Genomic DNA, 17,224 nt, shown 5'->3' with positions numbered 1-17,224 from the left:
TAATTTAGCAGCTTTTTTCTTTTGTTATTCTTTACAACCTATGCTCAATAATTTCTTCCACAACATCTGGATTTAAAAGTGTAGAAACATCTCCAAGATTACTCATTTCATTACAAGCAATTTTTCTCAGAATTCTACGCATAATTTTCCCAGATCTTGTCTTTGGTAAACTTCGCACAAATTGAATTTTATCACATTTTGCAATTGCTCCAATTTTCTCAGCAATCATCTGATTGATTTCTTTCTTTAATTCTTCACTTTTATTTCCTTTATCATAAAGCGTTACAAAAGCATACATCGCCGTTCCTTTTATTTCATGAGGAAAACCTACAATTGCGCTTTCTACAACAAATTTATGTTCATTTATGGCATTTTCAATTGGCGCTGTTCCAAGATTATGTCCAGAAACAATAATTACATCATCTACTCTACCTGTAATTCTATAATTTCCATTTTCATCACGATAAGCTCCATCTCCTGTAAAATAATAATTATCATAGGCAGAAAAATACACTTTTTTATATCGCTCATGATTTCCATAAATCGTTCTTGCAATCGAAGGCCACGGAAATTTTATTGCTAACTTCCCTTCTGCTGGATTTGTATGAATTTCTTTTCCTTCATCATCCAACAAAACAGGTTGTACTCCTGGTAAAGGCAATGTTGCATACGTTGGTTTTTGTGGTGTAACTCCAGCTAGAGAACTAATCATCATTCCTCCAGTTTCTGTTTGCCACCAAGTATCCACAATCGGACATTTTCCTTTTCCAACATTTTCATCATACCAATGCCAAGCTTCTTCATTAATTGGCTCTCCAACAGTTCCCAAAACTTTTAAACTCGAAGTATCATGATTATTAATAAAAGAAACTGGTTGTTTTGCTAAAGAGCGAATTGCCGTTGGTGCTGTATAAAAATGATTCACATTATATTTTTCAACAATTTGCCAAAATCTTCCATAATCTGGAAAAGATGGAATTCCTTCAAACATTACAGAACTTGCTCCATTTGAAAGCGGACCATACACAATATAAGAATGCCCCGTAATCCAACCAATATCAGCCGTACACCAATAAATATCTTGTGGTTGGTATTGAAAAACATTTTTGAATGTATAATTTGTATAAATCATATACCCAGCCGTTGTATGAACCATTCCTTTTGGTTTTCCTGTAGAACCTGAGGTATAAAGAATAAACAACATATCTTCAGCATCCATTGAAGCTGCTTCACATTCTGAAGAACTAGTTTTCATTTCTTCATGCCACCAAAGATCTCGTCCTTCTTGCATATTTGTTTCTTCTGAAGTTCGATTATAAACAATCATTTTTTCTACAGAATCACATTTTTCTAATGCAGCATCACAAATTTCTTTTAGTTCAATTTTTTTAGTTCCTCTATAAGTTCCATCTGCTGTGATTAGCATTTTACAACTTGCATCATTAATTCTTGTTGCTAAAGCTTCTGAAGAAAATCCTGCAAAAACAATAGAATGCACTGCTCCAATTCTTGCACACGCCAACATCGCAATTGCCAATTCTGGAACCATTGGCATGTAAATACAAACTTTATCTCCTTTTTGAATATTATTTTTCTTTAGAACATTTGCAAATTTGCAAACCTCTTCATGTAATTCTCTATAAGTTAAAGTTCGATTTTCTTCAAAAGGATTGTTTGGTTCCCAATAAAAAGCAATTTTATCACCACTTTTTTCTAAATGTCTGTCTAAGCAATTTTCTGTAATATTTAATTTTCCTCCCTGAAACCATTTTATTTCAGGTTTACGAAAATCCCATTCCAAAACTTTATCCCATTTTTTGTGCCATTGAAAATCTTCTGCGATTTCTGCCCAAAATTCTTCTGGATGGTTGATACTTTTATTATAAGTCTCTATATATTCTTGCGTATTTACTATATTATTCATATTCTCAATTCATTTTTGCTAAATTTAAATAATATTTACAATTAATTTAAACTTACAAACACAAATTGAGAATAATTTTAAATTTTCAGAAACCAAGAAAACCTAAAAACTAAACTTCTTCTGTACTTCTTGGATGAAATTTAGTCAATACATTTTTTAAGAATTTTTGATCTAAATGCATATAAATTTCTGTAGTAGTTATACTCTCATGTCCTAGTAATTGTTGGATGGAACGCAAATCTGCTCCACCTTCTAAAAGATGTGTTGCAAAAGAATGTCTAAAAGTATGTGGACTTATTTTTTTGGTAACACCAGCAGTTTTTGCTGTTTCTTTTATGATTATAAAAATCATATTTCTTGTCAATTGTTTCCCTCTTCTATTTAAAAATAAAGTGTCCGAAAAAGAATCATTTACTTTTATTTTGGAACGAGAATTTTTGATGTATTCCAAAATTAAATGTTGCGTACTTTCGTTAATTGGAATAAATCGCTGCTTATCTCCTTTTCCAACAACACGAATAAATCCTTCTTCGAAAAACAAATCTGAAAGACGTAGTGTAATCAACTCGCTCACACGAAGACCACAACTATAAAGTAATTCAATAATAACAAAATTCCTCTCTCCTTGCGGATGTGACAAATCAATTGCTTCCACAATAGAATCTATTTCTTCAATAGATAAAGTATCTGGTAATTTTCTACCAATTTTTGGTGTATCAATTGTATCTGTTGGATTTGAAGATCTATATTCTTCATAAATTAAAAATTCAAAAAAACTACGAAAAGCCGAAAGTAATCTTGCTTGCGATCTTGGATTTATAATATCCGAAATTTCATGAATAAAAGTTGTAATAATATCTGCTTCGATAGTCAAAGGAGATTTCTCAATTTCATTATCGTTTATATAAGTGATAAGTTTTGTAAGATCGTTTTCATAGCTTTCAATAGAATTTTGAGATAAACCTCTTTCTAATTTTAAATACAATTTATATTCTAACAAAGCATTTTCCCATTTCATAATCCTCTTAATAAATTTGATGTTAAATAAATTCTAATTTACAAAAAAACGATTTCTAATTCTATAAAAAAACAAATTTGCTCTTAAAATTTTATATTATTGAATTATTAATCAAATTCCTCTATATATTTTCTCAATTTCACCATCAATTACCTTTAAAGATTTATGATTTGTTAATTGGATTAAATCTGTGATATATTCAAATTCGGTAGAATAAACAAAATCTCCTTTTTTAATAGACCAAGAAGATTTTTGCAAAATATTGATTTGTTTCCCATCCTGAGAAGTATAAGTTCTTTCTTTCATTTTTTTGGCAATTTTACTATCCTTGATTTTCAGGTGTAATCTTTTTCCTTTGATTTTATAATAACCATCCTTCACAGGTTTTGCATTAAAACTCACAAAATCTCCTACCTTGTATCTGGATTTATCTTCTCGAATTAAAACTTCTAAAAACTCTCCAGATTCTAATTCGATAAATCGAATATTTGAAATATGAATTCTCATTTCATCCAAATATTCTATAATACTTTTCGGTTGAATACAAACTTCTTCATTTTTATAACAATAAAAAACATCTTCAAATTTGTCTTCTCTAAAAATCATAATTGCTTCATCCAAATATTCTTCATTCAACAATATTTTACTCGAAACTCTATCAATTAATAAAGTTTTAGATTCATGCATATATTCCCATGAACCAATTTTTGCACTTCCATTTTCTGATAAAATCAGTTTTCCATTTTCTTTAAAAATAAGCGTTTCTTTGTTTTTACCATCAGAAACTAGAACCCATTTTTTATTTACAAAAAGATGCATTTTTTTAAAAGATAAACTTCTTTTTTTAATCTGATTTATCACACCTCTCCAATACAAGTTCATATTTTTTTTGTTCTTTTTAATTACTTTTTCTTTCCTTAACAAAATTGAGAATTGAGAATCATAATTACTTACGGTTTTCCGTAAAACACTTCATTTTTTCATTTTTTTAGTCATAAAACCTCATTTTCACGATAAATTTTGTTAATGCACTCGTATTTTTTATGTTATTTTTTTGTTAAAACTATTTATATTTATTCTAAATAATTTAAAAGTTTTTCTTCTCAAAACCTAGTCATTCCTAGAAATTCATAATTGTAAAGCAATCAAAATGTTAAAGTATTGATTTTATTGATAGAAGTTTTACATTTTTTAATGATAGTATTACTATTGTTTTTGTTTTTTTTCTATTATATTTGCTCAGAAAAATAATTTTAATTGAATTTATGAAGGACATCTTTTCAACATTTAAAAGCGATTTACCTGCAAGTATTGTAGTGTTTTTCGTAGCCCTACCTCTGTGTTTGGGAATTGCTTTAGCAAGTGGTGCGCCATTATTCTCTGGATTAATATCTGGAATTATTGGAGGAATCTTAGTTGGAGCAATAAGTGGATCTAAAATTGGAGTAAGTGGGCCAGCTGCCGGACTTGCTGTAATTGTTCTTACTGCTATCAATTCTTTAGGTTTCGAAAATTTTCTTGTAGCTGTAGTATTAGCTGGAGCTATTCAAATATTATTTGGAGTCTTAAAATTTGGAGTTATCGGGTATTATTTCCCTTCTTCAGTAATTAAAGGAATGTTAACAGGTATTGGTATTATCATCTTTAAAAAACAGATACCAATCTTTTTTGGATATAAAACTTATGAAGAATTAGCTACAATCGGTGATAGTTTCCAAACAGGAGCTGTTATTGTTGGAGTTGTCAGTTTAGCAATCTTACTTCTTTGGAGTTCGGTATTGTCTAAAAAAGGAAAAATCTTCACAATCATTCAAGGGCCAATCGTTGCTGTTGTTGTCGGAATTTTATTTTTCACATACAGCCAAGGATCAGATTCTTTAAACTTCTTAAGTAGTCAATTAGTTGAAGTTCCTGTACCAGATAGTTTTGATGCATTCAAAAACCTATTCGTTACACCAAACTTTGCTGCAATTGGGAATTCTGAAATTTGGTTAACTGCTTTTACAATGGCATTAGTTGCAAGTTTAGAGACTTTATTATGTGTGGAAGCAACAGATAAATTAGACCCACACAAGAATGTGACACCTACAAATAGAGAGTTATTCGCTCAAGGAGCTGGAAATATTTTATCAGGTATGATTGGAGGATTGCCTATTACTCAGGTAATTGTTCGTTCTTCTGCAAACATCCAATCAGGAGGTAGAAGTAAAATGTCTGCAATTTTACACGGATTTTTATTATTAATTTCTGTAGTAACGATTCCTGTTTTATTAAATAAAATTCCTTTATCTGTATTAGCTGCCGTTCTTTTAATTGTTGGGTATAAATTAGCAAAACCTGCTTTATTTGTTAGTATGTACAAATTAGGATGGAAACAATCTTTACCATTCGTTGTAACAGTTGGAGGAATTGTTTTTGCTGATTTATTAATCGGAATTGGATTAGGATTAGCTGTAGGAGTATTAGTTGTTCTTTTAAAATCTTATCAAAACTCTCACTTCTTACACGAAGAAAATGTGAGTGATAATGTAATGAAAATGACTTTAGCTGAAGAGGTAACTTTCTTCAACAAAGGAGCAATTTTAAAAGAATTAGATAGAGTACCTGCAAACACATCTTTAGAATTAGATGTAAGAAATACAGTATATCTAGATCATGATATTATTGAAATCTTAGAGGATTTTGCTGCAAAATCTGCAAATAAAAATATTAAGGTAAAAGTTATTTCTGAAAAAGGAATAATTGATAACCCTAACTGTTATACCGAAGTATTTAAGGATACTCTAAAAATGGTTTAAACAGAGAATTATATTATTTTTTTATGAAATGCCAAAAGAGATCACAATTAGTGGTCTCTTTTTTTTATTTTAGCGAAAAAAAACTAATGAACTGGACAAAATTTGAAAAAGAACTTGAAAAAGCTATATTTTCTGGTAAGCATATCACATTTTTAGTTGGAGCTGGTTTAAGTGTAGAAAGTAGAATTCCGACATTTAGAGGAAAAGAAGGCTTTTGGAAAATTGGTTCTAAAAACTACAAAGGACCAGAAATCGGAACTTTTCGAATGTTTAATCTTAATGCAATCGAAGTTTGGAAATGGTTTTTATTCCGTAAAACTATTTGTAGAAAAGCAGAACCAAATCGTGGTCATTTTATTTTAAAAGAAATAGAAGATTTACTTGGTGATCAATTTGCTCTAGTTTCTCAAAATGTGGATAGTTTACACAAAAAAGCTGGAAATTCAGCAGAAAGAACTTATTTGGTTCATGGTGATTTAGATTATGCTCGTTGTGGAAATGAATGCTCTGATACACTTTATCCTTTTCCTGAATTGGAGGATAAAACACGTGAAAGCGATATTTCTTTAGAGGAAGAAAAACTTTTAATGTGTCCAAAATGTGGCGAATATTTAAGACCTCATGTACTTTGGTTTGATGAAACTTATAATGAAGAATATTATAAAATTTATACTGTCACAGAAATTGCTGATAATTCTTCCATGTTATTTATCATCGGAACTTCTGGTTCCACTTTTATTCCTGGACATTTAATTGACAGAGTTAGTCATTTTAATCAACCTATTCTTGATATAAATATAGCTGATAGTGAATATTCTTATTTCATAAAAGATTATTCTGAAGGATATGAAGCTAGAGAAACAAGTACGGAAGCTTTGGAAAAAGTTCTTGCGATTATCAAAAAAATAAAACATGAAAACGGAAAAATACTTAGAACAACAAAATAAATTACCTAAAAAAGGAAAATATATAATTGGAGAGTTTGACGAGGAAACTATTACTGTTTATCAAGCTTTCAATGAAAAAATTGCAAACTTTGCTGTAGCAAATCAAAAGTTTGGAGGAAATCATTATTCATTTACAAGAATGACTTGGATTAAACCAAATTTTATGTGGATGATGTATCGTTCTGGTTGGGCGACAAAACCAAATCAAGAACAAATTTTAGCTGTAAAAATAAAAAGAGATGGATTTGAAGAAATTCTTTTACAAGCTGTAAAATCTAGTTATGATGAACGAATTTTCGGATCAGAAGAAAATTGGCGAAAACAATTACAAAACTCTACAGTTCGTCTACAATGGGATCCTGACCACTCTCCTACTGGCGAAAAATTGGAAAGAAAAGCAATTCAGCTGGGGTTGAAAGGAGAAATTTTAGAAAAATTCAATAAGGAATGGATTGTTTCAATTACTGGTATTACAGATTTCGTGAAACAAGAAAGTTTGCAAAAAGAAAATCCAAATGTTCCGATTGAAAGAGTTTTAGAGTTTAAAAATGAAGAAGCAATTGCGAAACAAATTGGAATGAATATTTATGCTTAAAAATGGAAAAAGAAAATTTAATTATAAATCTAGATTTACCAGCAAAAGAAAGATGGTTATTTTTAGAAAAATACAAAAAAGAAATTGAAGATTTAATCGAGTATTATTTAGCAGATCTTTCTGAAGCAGAATTTCTATTCGATGAAATTGATTCTTATAAAAATTCGATAATTACTACAGAATATTTAGAAGAAATTTCTTCCTTAGCAAGTTTTACGAAATTCACCGAAAATGAAATTTTAATCGCTAATTTATATTATGATGTTTTGAAGTTTTATTTTGGTTGTACAGCTTTTGCAGTAGAAAATAATGGAACTATTTTTCATTCGAGAAATTTAGACTGGCATACAGAAAATGATTTATTAAGTAAACACTCGAGAGTTTTCGATTTTCAAAAAAATGGAAAAACAGTTTTTAAATCTGTAGGTTGGGTTGGTTTTATTGGTGTTCTTTCTGGAAACAAACCAAATCAATTTTCTATCACTTTAAATGCTGTTTTGAGTAATGATTCTCCAGAAATTGCACAGCCAATTACTTTTCTACTTAGAGATGTTTTAACTAATTGTAATTCTTTTTCGGAAGCAGAAGAAATCTTGAAAAACACTACCATTATTTGCGATTGTTTACTACTTCTTTCTGGAACAAAATCTGATGAAAAAATAGTTATTGAACGAACTCCGAAAAGAGCTGAAATTCGAAAGCCAGAAAAAAATCATATTGTTGTTACAAATGATTACAAAAAGTTGGAAAACACGAATTTTTCTCAAAACTTACTGCAAGAAACTTCTTGTGGAAGGTTTAATAAAACAGATGAATTATTAAATCAAAAAAATCCAGAAAATTTAGAAGATTGTATTTCTATTTTGAAAAATCCAGAAATTCAAATGGGAATTACAGTACAACAAATGGTTTTTAATAATAATACAGGAGAAATTTTATTTGAAAAAGTATGATTTCACTATATATAGACATTACAGGAGCTATCTTATTATTTCTAATTCTAAGTTTAGCTTCTGCTCTTTTATCTTTTTTAGTTTTAAAGCTTTTATTCAGGAAATTTTACAATAAACTGATTCAAAATAAAAGTAAAATTCTGAAATCAATTATTTGGCTTTTCTGCTTTTCTTTATCATTTTTTGTTATTCTATTCATATTAAATAATTTCAACTTATGATTTATTTACATAGAGCTCCAGAAGGAATTATTGAGTTTTTTTTCTTTGTATTATTTGCCCTATTATCCATTATTGCTTTCATTACTCATTTGATTATCAAAGATTCTTATGGTGAAAAATTTAAGCATAAATCCATATATCATAAAATGTTTTATGTAGGAAAACTATACTTCTGGGCATTAGGTGTTGTATTTATTTTTTCTATAATTTTAAAAGTTTTGCTCTGATAATAAATTCTTTTTTTCAAGTCAAGAATTAAGAAAATATTGGAATAAAAAAAACGGAAAATGAAGTAATTTAAATACTCAATTTAGAATACTTTATCCATGGAACAGAATACTTGGCAAAATAAAGAGAGAGCAAATGCATATGATAAACTAAGTGTGAAATCTGGAACTTATTTTTTGGCTTTTCGAGATTTACCTTCATTGTTTGAAAAATATGTAAAAGGAAATAAAGCAATCGATTTTGGTTGTGGTGCTGGTAGATCGACACTTTATCTAAAAATGCAAGGTTTTGAGACGATAGGAATTGATATTTCTGATGAGATGCTTGCTTTGGCTAAAATTAATGATCCTGAAGGAACTTACTACAAAGTTGAAAATGGTGATTATCGTTTTTTGGGTGAAAAAGAGTTTGATTTAGTAATGGCAATGCACACTTTTGACAGCATCGCTCCTGCAGAATTGAGAATTCAAATTTTAAAAGGTTTGAAAGAATTATTGAATGAAAATGGTGTTGTGTTTTTGGTAGCAGCAGCTGAAGAATTATGGAAAAATGATTCTTTTTCTTTTGCTATGAATCTTGAAGTGAATAAAAAAGCGAATGCTGGAGAACCTGTTTATGCTAAGCTTAAAAATATGCCAAACCATGAATGGATCAAAAATTACAATTGGACAAAAGAAGATTATGTTAAACAAATAAAAGAATCAGGTTTTGAAATTTTAGAAATTCATGATACTATTGGAAAACCTGAAGATGGCATTTGTTGGATTATAGAAGAAAAAATCGCTCCTTTCCAAATTTATATTTTAAAAGCGAAATAGTTTTTTAGCAACTATTTTTCTGCGAAAGGGATTGTAGTGAAAAGCTTTTGTTTTTTTCAAAAATTAGAAGTTCTTAAGAAACGGAGGCGACCTTAGAAGCCCACGGATTCTTTAGAACTTCTTTTTTTGAAAAACAAAACTTGGAGCGAAAAGCCCGACCTTTTTCTGAGTTTTTTTTGGAAACGAAGAAAAATGGTTTCGTCCAAATTATTTTATTGAATAAAATCAACTTATTAATAAAACACTTCAAATAAAAGTTTTATACGATCGCTGGCGCGAGTTCGTAACTCGTGACCACACAAATGCTAGAAACAATGGGCACACTTTACAAAAGTGCGCCAGGTTTTCAATTAAAAAATTAGGAGAACCTGACAGCCCTGCCTCTCAAATGGGGAACTTGACAATCTGTAATTTTTTAAACAAAATGAATATTAATAATATCTATTTCTTAAACTAAATTTGCTCCATAAATTGCAACCATTACCCAACCAGCTACAAAACAAAGTCCTCCTAGTGGTGTGATTGGTCCAAGAAAACGAAGTTTTTTTCCTTTGATTGAAGAAAGTGTTAGTCCGTAAATACTTCCTGAAAACAGGATGATTCCAAGGATAAAACTGTAAACGATGTAGGTTTCCATCGGGTCTTCGAACTGGAAAAAGAATCCGCAAACTAGTAAAACGATGGTGTGATACATTTGGTACTTCACTCCTACTTCAAAACTTTGAAGCGAGTCTGCATTCATTACTTTTTTTAGCGCGTGTGCACCGAATGCTCCTAGAATTACTGCTAAAGCACCAAGGATTCCTGCGATTATGATTATTGTTTCTTTCATTTTATAGTATTAAGTGGCAAAGATATTTTTTTTCGAAAAACTAAAAAAACTTGTGAAAAAAATACCCCTAAAAACAGGGTGAAATACCTTTTTGAATCCAAATATATTTGTTTGAATCAATTTACGGAAACAAAAACAGTATCATGAATAAAAACTACCTACTAATTTTTCTTTTTTCGGTTATTACCCATTTTACATCTTTTGGGCAATGTCCTAGTGGAACGATCGAGCTACTAACGCAAGAAGATATTGATAATTTTATTATTGATTATCCAAACTGTACAAGCTTAACTTATAATTTTTTAAGAGTTGGAAATGATTCTACTATTAGTGATTCTATCACTAACTTAAATGGACTTTCTAATCTGACTTATATTTATAGTATCAGTATTGTAAAAACTCCGAATCTAGCGAGTTTACAAGATTTGGAAAACTTAACTGGAGTTGGATCGATTTATATTCGAAATACGAATTTGACTTCTTTACATGGATTGGAAAACTTGACAACTATTACTGGTCAATTACAATTACATAATAATGATTTGATTCAGAATATGGATGTTCTTACTAATGTGACATCTAACCTTGGAAGTCTAGCGATTACTGATAATCAAATTCTAGAAAATCTTGATGGAATTTCGAATATAGGAACTGAGATAGGTACTACAATTAATATTAGAGAAAATCCGGTTTTAGCTAATTTAAATGGATTGCATAATATAGTACATATCAAAAGTGCTTTGACTATTGAAGATAATGATTCTTTGTTGGATTTAGAAGGGTTGAATAATGTTGAAACAATTGGAAATCCACCAACGACTTATATTACTTTTCATGATCTGAAGATTAAAGGAAATGCAAATTTGACGAATATAAGTGCACTTTCCAATTTACAACATGTAGATAATCATGTGGAAATTAGTGGAAATGGTTCTTTGACTACTTTGGAAGGTCTTGAAGGTTTGACAGTTGTAAATGGAGATTTGAGAATACAGACAAATGAAGTTTTAGAAAATTTATCTGGAATTCAAAATATTACTTCTGTCAAAAAACATTTTAGTATTATTGATAATCCTATTTTAAACTCCTTAGATTCTTTTGTTAATCTTACAGAAGTTGGAGGTAGCATTAATATTAATAAAAATCATGCTTTGGTAAACTTAATTGGTTTAAACCAACTTAACATTGCAAATGGTTATTTAAATATAAGGGATAATGATGCACTTCTAACTTTAGAAGGTTTGGAGAATATTACTTTTGTAAAATCGGATTTCAGAATTATTGGAAATGATAATTTAGAAACTATTGAACATCTATCAAGTCTTACGGAAATTGAAGATAGTATTGAGATTGAAGCTAATAATTCTTTAGAAAATCTAATAGGACTTCATAATCTGTCGATTATAGGAAAAAACTTGAGAGTTAGAAATAATATAGCTTTAAATAGTATTGCTTCTCTTGAAAACATAACAAAATTAGGAAATGTACACTTTTATAATAATGATGCTTTACTTAATTTCCATGGTCTTCATAACTTGGAAACTATTACGGAGAATTTATTTATTGTTCAAAACTATTTAATTCAAGATTTAACAGGTTTTGAATCTTTAACATCTATTACACATGAATTAAAATTAAGCGCAACAAATGCTGTATCTTTAAATGGAGTTAATAATTTAACTTCTGTTGGTAGAATTTATATTTATTTAAGTGCTAATTTATCTGATATTTCGGCTCTTTCATCCCTAACAACTGTAGGAACACACCTTACTTTATGGAATTTGAATGGATTAACGAATTTAAATGGATTGGAAAATATTCAAAGTTTAGATTTTGATATTAGTATTACAGATAATGATGATTTAGAAGATTGTACTGGAATTTGTCCTATTATAAATAATGAAAACTTTACTGGTTCTATTACGCTTTCTGAAAACTTAGAAGCTTGTAATTCTGTTCAAGCAATAAAAAATGATTGTGATGGAAATGATTGTGAAATTAACTCTGTTTTACCAGCTGATTTAGCTGTTTGTCCAAATACTACAATTGGAGAGGTTACTTTGACTCTTGCTGAAAATGAAACGGTTCTTTGGTATGAAAATGAAACAGATATGACTCCTTTTACAGAAACTCATATTTTAGTTAATTCTAATTATTTTCTTGAGATTAAAAATACTGTTGCAGATTGCTCTTCTGAAAAAATTGAGATTCAAGTAAATGTAGAAGATAGTGTAAACCCTGAAACACCAACTTTAGAAGCTATTTCTTTCGAATGTGGTGAAACAATCAACATTGAAACTCCAACAACAAACGATAATTGTACAGGAGAAATTACTGGAACAACATCTGATGATTTAAATATTTCGGAAATCGGAAATTATACAATCACTTGGAGTTTTGAAGATGAAAACGGAAATGCTACACAAGCTACACAGCAAATTATTATTCAAGATACTACGAATCCTGAAACGCCTGTTTTAGAAGCTATTTCTTTTGAATGTGGAGAAACAATTAATATTGAAAATCCTACAACTTACGATAATTGTACGGGAGAAATTACTGGAACAACATCTGATGATTTAAATATTTCTGAAATTGGAAATTATACAATCACTTGGAATTTTGAAGATGAAAATGGAAATGCTATACAAACTACACAGCAAATTATTATTCAAGATACTACGAATCCAGAAACTCCAACTTTAGAAGCTATTTCTTTTGAATGTGGAGAAGTAATCAATATTGAAACTCCTACAACTAACGATAATTGTGCGGGAGAAATTAATGGAACAACATCCGATGATTTGAATATTTCGGAAATTGGAAATTATACAATCACTTGGAATTTTGAAGATGAAAATGGAAATACTACACAAACTACGCAGCAAATTATTATTCAAGATACTACGAATCCTGAAACGCCTGTTTTAGAAGCTATTTCTTTTGAATGTGGAGAAACAATTAATATTGAAAATCCAACAACAAACGATAATTGTGCAGGAGAAATTACTGGAACAACATCTGATGATTTAAATATTTCTGAAATTGGAAATTATACTATTACTTGGAGTTTTGAAGATGAAAATGGAAATACTATACAAACAACACAGCAAATTATTATTCAAGATACTACGAATCCGGAAACACCAACTTTAGAAGCTATTACTTTTGAATGTGGTGAAACAATCAACATTGAAGCTCCTACAACAAATGATAATTGTGCGGGAGAAATTACAGGAACAACATCTGATGATTTAAATATTTCTGAAATTGGAAATTATACAATCGCTTGGAATTTTGAAGATGAAAATGGAAATGCGACACAAACTACACAGCAAATTATTATTCAAGATACTACGAATCCGGAAACGCCAACTTTAGAAACTATTTCTTTCGAATGTGGTGAAACAATCAACATTGAAGCTCCTACAACAAATGATAATTGTGCGGGAGAAATTACAGGAACAACATCTGATGATTTAAATATTTCTGAAATTGGAAATTATACTATTACTTGGAGTTTTGAAGATGAAAACGGAAATGCTACACAAGCTACACAGCAAATTATTATTCAAGATACTACAAACCCTGAAACGCCTGTTTTAGAAACTATTTCAGTAGAGTGTAATTCAATTCCTCAAGCTACAACTACAGATAATTGTGATGGAATAATTGAAGGAACGATGGATAATTCACAATCTTTACAAAGTGGAGAAAATCTTGTTATTTGGACTTTTGAAGATTCTAATGGAAACATAACTACTGCTGAACAAACAATTATTTTATCCGACACGGAAGCTCCAATTCCACCAGTAATTCCGGTAATTTATGCAGAATGTGAATATACGATTACAGAAATTCCATATGCTACAGATATTTGTTCAAGTTTAATAATTACACTTCCTGATACTGATAATTTAACTTTTACAACTCCAGGAATACATGAAGTTGTTTGGACTTTTGAAGATACAAGTGGGAATATTTCTTCTACAACACAAACGGTTATTATTGAAGACACAGAAGCACCAATATTTGAAAATAGCATCGAAAATCAATTAATCGATTTAGAAAATAACTGTGCTTATACAATTCCTGATTTTACGAATAATGATTTTAATGTTTCGGACAATTGTAGTTCTGAAATAATGATTTCTCAAAACATAGAAGCTGGAACAGAAATTACAGAAAATACTACAATCACTATAACTTTTACAGATTTAGCCGAAAATGAAAGTAGTTTTTCATTTAATATCGAAATTATAGATACAACTTCCCCAACATTAGTTTGTGGTTCTACAGAAACAATTTTAGCTGAAAACGGAACTTATATTTTAGAAGATTTGACAGAATCAATTTCTATTTTAAATGCTTGCGATAATTACACAATTACTCAAAATCCAGAAGCTGAAACAGCATTAGAACTAGGATATCATACGATAACTTTTACAATCACAGATAGTTTTGGAAACGAAGATACTTGTACTAAAATTTTAAATATTACAAATACTTTAGACATAAATGAAAATGATTTTGAAAGTCAAATTTCTTTATATCCAAATCCTGCCAAAAATATTGTTTACCTAAAAAGTGATCGAATTTTAGAAGAAGTTTTTCTTTATGATCAAACTGGGAAAATTGTTTTAAAAGAAAAAATTAAAACCTCAAACTCTTTAGATATTTCAAATTTAAGTAAAGGGATTTATTATGTAAAAATCCTTTCCAACCATAAAACTACAACAAAAAAATTATCTATTTATTAATTAAAAATTTAGCTCTTTTCTGATCCTCAGAAAAGAGCTCCTCCACTAAATTTTATGAAAGCAAAATATATTATAGGATGTTTTTTCTTATTATTTTTTCATGATTTTTTTGCACAAATTCAAATTGAAGATTATGTTTTTCAAAAGGAAACAATTGCAAAAAATCCGAAATTAAAGCTTCAAAAAACTCAAAATACTAGTTTTCTGAATGCTCCAAAAATTAATTTAGAAAATAATAATACAAACATAGCTCCTGTTGCAGCAAACTCTACAGATTTTAATTTTAGTATTTGTGACGATGTTCCTTATGATGGAATTTACATCTTTAATCTTGGAATTTTTCAGTCTTTGGTAGAAACAAATCCAAACTATCATTATGATTATTATCCAACACTTACCGATGCTCAAAATCAAACAAATGAATTACCTGATTTATATACTTCTGGAAATGCGATTATTTATATCCGAATTCATGATGTAACGAATCCAAGTCTTTGGGGAATCTACACACTTACTCTTGAAGTTGTAGATAATAATACGACTTCTCCTCCAGCAAATTTGATTGAATGTGAGGAAAATGGAAGTGGAACCGCAACTTTTGATTTGACTGTAAATAATTCTATTTCTACAGATTCAAATCCTGTGATTAAATATTATACAGATGCTGGTTATACCAATGAAATTACAAACCCAACAGCTTATGTTGGAACACATGGACAAATTATTTATATGAAAATCACAAACGAATATGTTTGTGAAGTGACAACTTATTTTTATTTAAATGTAATTTCTCCACCTACGATAAATAGTAATATAACTGTTCATGCTTGTGATGATAATGGAGATGGTGTGGAAACTTTTAATTTAACAAATATCAACTCTAATACTTTCATTTTAACTTATTATGAAGATATAAATTTGACCTCGGAAATTCCAAATTTGACAACTTATGTCGCTTCTAATAACACTCTCGTATATATAAAAGTTGAAAATCAATACGGATGTCATGCAACACTTCTTGTGATTTTAGCTGTTCATGATATTCCAAATTTAAATCCTGTTGGGCCTTTTGAACTTTGTGATAATGATGGAAACAATCAAGAATCTTTTGACCTTTCTACTTTAAATGCACAAATAAGTACAACTGCAACTATTGAATATTATTCAGATACGGCACTTACGAATCCAATAACAAACATTTCAAATTATATCGTTTCTGGAAATCAAACAGTTTATGTAAAAGGAATAAATGCAAATAATTGCGAAAATGTAATGCAAATTGATTTCAGTTTAAATTCTCAGTTAAATTTAAATTCTGTTGGACCTTTTGAACTTTGTGATAATGATGGAAATAATCAAGAATCTTTTGATCTTTCGACTTTAAACACGCAAATAAATGCTACTGCAACTATTGCATATTATTCAGATGCAGCACATACGAATCCTATTACGAATATTTCTAATTATACGGTTTCTGGAAATCAAATTGTATATGTAAAAGGTTCGGATGCGAATGGTTGTGAAAATACGATGCAAATTGATTTTTCATTAAATTCTCAATTAAATCTTAATCCTGTAGGACCTTTTGAACTTTGTGATAATGATGGAAACAATCAAGAATCTTTTGATCTTTCGACTTTAAATACGCAAATAAATACAACTGCAACTATTGCATATTTTTCAGATGCGGCGTTGACGAATCCAATTACTAATATTTCAAATTATACCGTTTCTGGAAATCAAATTGTGTATGTAAAAGGTTCAGATGCGAATGGTTGCGAAAACACCATGCAGATAGATTTTTCTCTAAACTCTCAATTAAATCTAAATCCTGTTGGACCATTTGAACTTTGTGATAATGATGGAAACAATCAAGAATCTTTTGATCTTTCTACTTTAAACACACAAATAAATGCTGCTGCAACTATAGAATATTTTTCAGATGCTGCACTTACTAATCCAATTACAAACATTTCAAATTATACGGTTTCTGGAAATCAAATTGTATATGTAAAAGGTTCAGATGCGAATGGTTGCGAAAACACCATGCAGATAGATTTTTCTCTAAACTCTCAATTAAATCTAAATCCTGTTGGACCATTTGAACTTTGTGATAATGATGGAAACAAT

Annotated in this window: 12 protein-coding genes; 8 read left to right on the top strand and 4 right to left on the bottom strand. The window is 29.4% G+C overall.

The window, feature by feature from the left end; all coding sequences use genetic code 11:
• Positions 1-31: 31 nt before the first annotated feature.
• The 3 genes from acs to I0K12_RS10590 all read right to left on the bottom strand — a co-directional run bounded on the left by acs (position 32) and on the right by I0K12_RS10590 (position 3,824).
• Positions 32-1,924 carry an acetate--CoA ligase gene (acs, locus tag I0K12_RS10600; protein WP_196887850.1) on the bottom strand — a complete coding sequence of 631 codons (1,893 nt, stop codon included), beginning with the start codon at positions 1,922-1,924 and terminating at the stop codon, positions 32-34.
• A 109-nt stretch (positions 1,925-2,033) separates the two neighbouring features.
• Positions 2,034-2,942, bottom strand: coding sequence for a site-specific tyrosine recombinase XerD (xerD, locus tag I0K12_RS10595; RefSeq protein WP_196887848.1), 909 nt, complete (start codon positions 2,940-2,942; stop codon positions 2,034-2,036).
• 111 nt (positions 2,943-3,053) lie between these two features.
• Positions 3,054-3,824, bottom strand: coding sequence for a hypothetical protein (locus I0K12_RS10590; RefSeq protein WP_196887846.1), 771 nt, complete (start codon positions 3,822-3,824; stop codon positions 3,054-3,056).
• 392 nt (positions 3,825-4,216) lie between these two features.
• Between I0K12_RS10590 and I0K12_RS10585 the strand changes: the two genes are divergently transcribed.
• The 6 genes from I0K12_RS10585 (at position 4,217) to I0K12_RS10560 (ending at position 9,502) form a co-directional block, all read left to right on the top strand.
• On the top strand, positions 4,217-5,740 hold the full coding sequence (locus tag I0K12_RS10585) for a SulP family inorganic anion transporter (RefSeq protein WP_196888001.1): 1,524 nt from the start codon (positions 4,217-4,219) through the stop codon (positions 5,738-5,740).
• 86 nt (positions 5,741-5,826) lie between these two features.
• A complete protein-coding gene (locus tag I0K12_RS10580) occupies positions 5,827-6,687 on the top strand; it encodes an SIR2 family NAD-dependent protein deacylase (RefSeq protein ID WP_196887844.1) in 861 nt (286 codons plus the stop codon).
• Complete coding sequence (locus tag I0K12_RS10575) at positions 6,653-7,282, top strand: DUF4291 domain-containing protein (RefSeq protein ID WP_196887842.1); 630 nt, start codon at positions 6,653-6,655, stop codon at positions 7,280-7,282. Before I0K12_RS10580 ends, I0K12_RS10575 begins: the two co-directional genes overlap by 35 nt.
• 2 nt (positions 7,283-7,284) lie before the next feature.
• On the top strand, positions 7,285-8,235 hold the full coding sequence (locus I0K12_RS10570) for a C45 family autoproteolytic acyltransferase/hydolase (RefSeq protein ID WP_196887840.1): 951 nt from the start codon (positions 7,285-7,287) through the stop codon (positions 8,233-8,235).
• Between the two features lie 217 nt (positions 8,236-8,452).
• Positions 8,453-8,683, top strand: a complete 231-nt coding sequence (locus I0K12_RS10565) for a hypothetical protein (RefSeq protein ID WP_196887838.1) — start codon at positions 8,453-8,455, stop codon at positions 8,681-8,683.
• Positions 8,684-8,782: 99 nt separating this feature from the next.
• Positions 8,783-9,502, top strand: a complete 720-nt coding sequence (locus I0K12_RS10560; RefSeq protein ID WP_196887836.1) for a class I SAM-dependent methyltransferase — start codon at positions 8,783-8,785, stop codon at positions 9,500-9,502.
• 448 nt (positions 9,503-9,950) lie between these two features.
• Here I0K12_RS10560 and I0K12_RS10555 read toward each other — a convergent pair whose 3' ends face one another.
• Complete coding sequence (locus I0K12_RS10555) at positions 9,951-10,334, bottom strand: DUF423 domain-containing protein (protein WP_196887834.1); 384 nt, start codon at positions 10,332-10,334, stop codon at positions 9,951-9,953.
• A gap of 143 nt (positions 10,335-10,477) precedes the next feature.
• On the opposite strand from I0K12_RS10555, the gene I0K12_RS10550 reads away from it, so the two are divergent.
• Both I0K12_RS10550 and I0K12_RS10545 read left to right on the top strand, forming a co-directional pair.
• Positions 10,478-15,094 (top strand): T9SS type A sorting domain-containing protein, encoded by a 4,617-nt coding sequence (locus tag I0K12_RS10550; RefSeq protein ID WP_196887832.1) that lies wholly within the window; start codon positions 10,478-10,480, stop codon positions 15,092-15,094.
• A gap of 54 nt (positions 15,095-15,148) precedes the next feature.
• Positions 15,149-17,224: hypothetical protein (locus tag I0K12_RS10545; RefSeq protein WP_196887824.1), on the top strand; the 2,076-nt coding region annotated here is incomplete at its 3' end.

This window comes from Aureivirga sp. CE67 (assembly GCF_015767245.1).
Lineage (GTDB): Bacteria > Bacteroidota > Bacteroidia > Flavobacteriales > Flavobacteriaceae > Aureivirga.
This window is presented reverse-complemented; position numbering and strand designations above follow the sequence as displayed.